Annotated in this window: 1 pseudogene; it reads right to left on the bottom strand. The window is 65.0% G+C overall.

The window, feature by feature from the left end:
* Positions 1 to 76: 76 nt before the first annotated feature.
* Positions 77 to 206: pseudogene (locus tag MOV74_RS40615) on the bottom strand (branched-chain amino acid ABC transporter permease); the annotation flags it as partial.

Here is a 206-nt window from a genome sequence, read left to right as displayed (position 1 = left end):
AGCGTCATGGCCCGCTTCGGAACCGCCTCGACCGCCTCGTGGCCTTCGCCGACGACTTCTTCTGCAGCGCTCATGATCAAACTCGCTTGACGATGTGCCGGCCGAACAGGCCAGCGGGTTTGACGACCAGGACGGAGATGATCAGCGCGAGCGCGATCGGGAGTTTCAGCTCGTTGCCGACGCCGGGGATGTAGGTGCCGGCGAGG

The sequence above is a fragment of the Bradyrhizobium sp. SHOUNA76 genome, assembly GCF_023006445.1.
Lineage (GTDB): Bacteria > Pseudomonadota > Alphaproteobacteria > Rhizobiales > Xanthobacteraceae > Bradyrhizobium.
The sequence above is the reverse complement of the archived record's forward strand: the minus strand, read 5'-3'. Positions and strand labels throughout refer to the sequence as shown.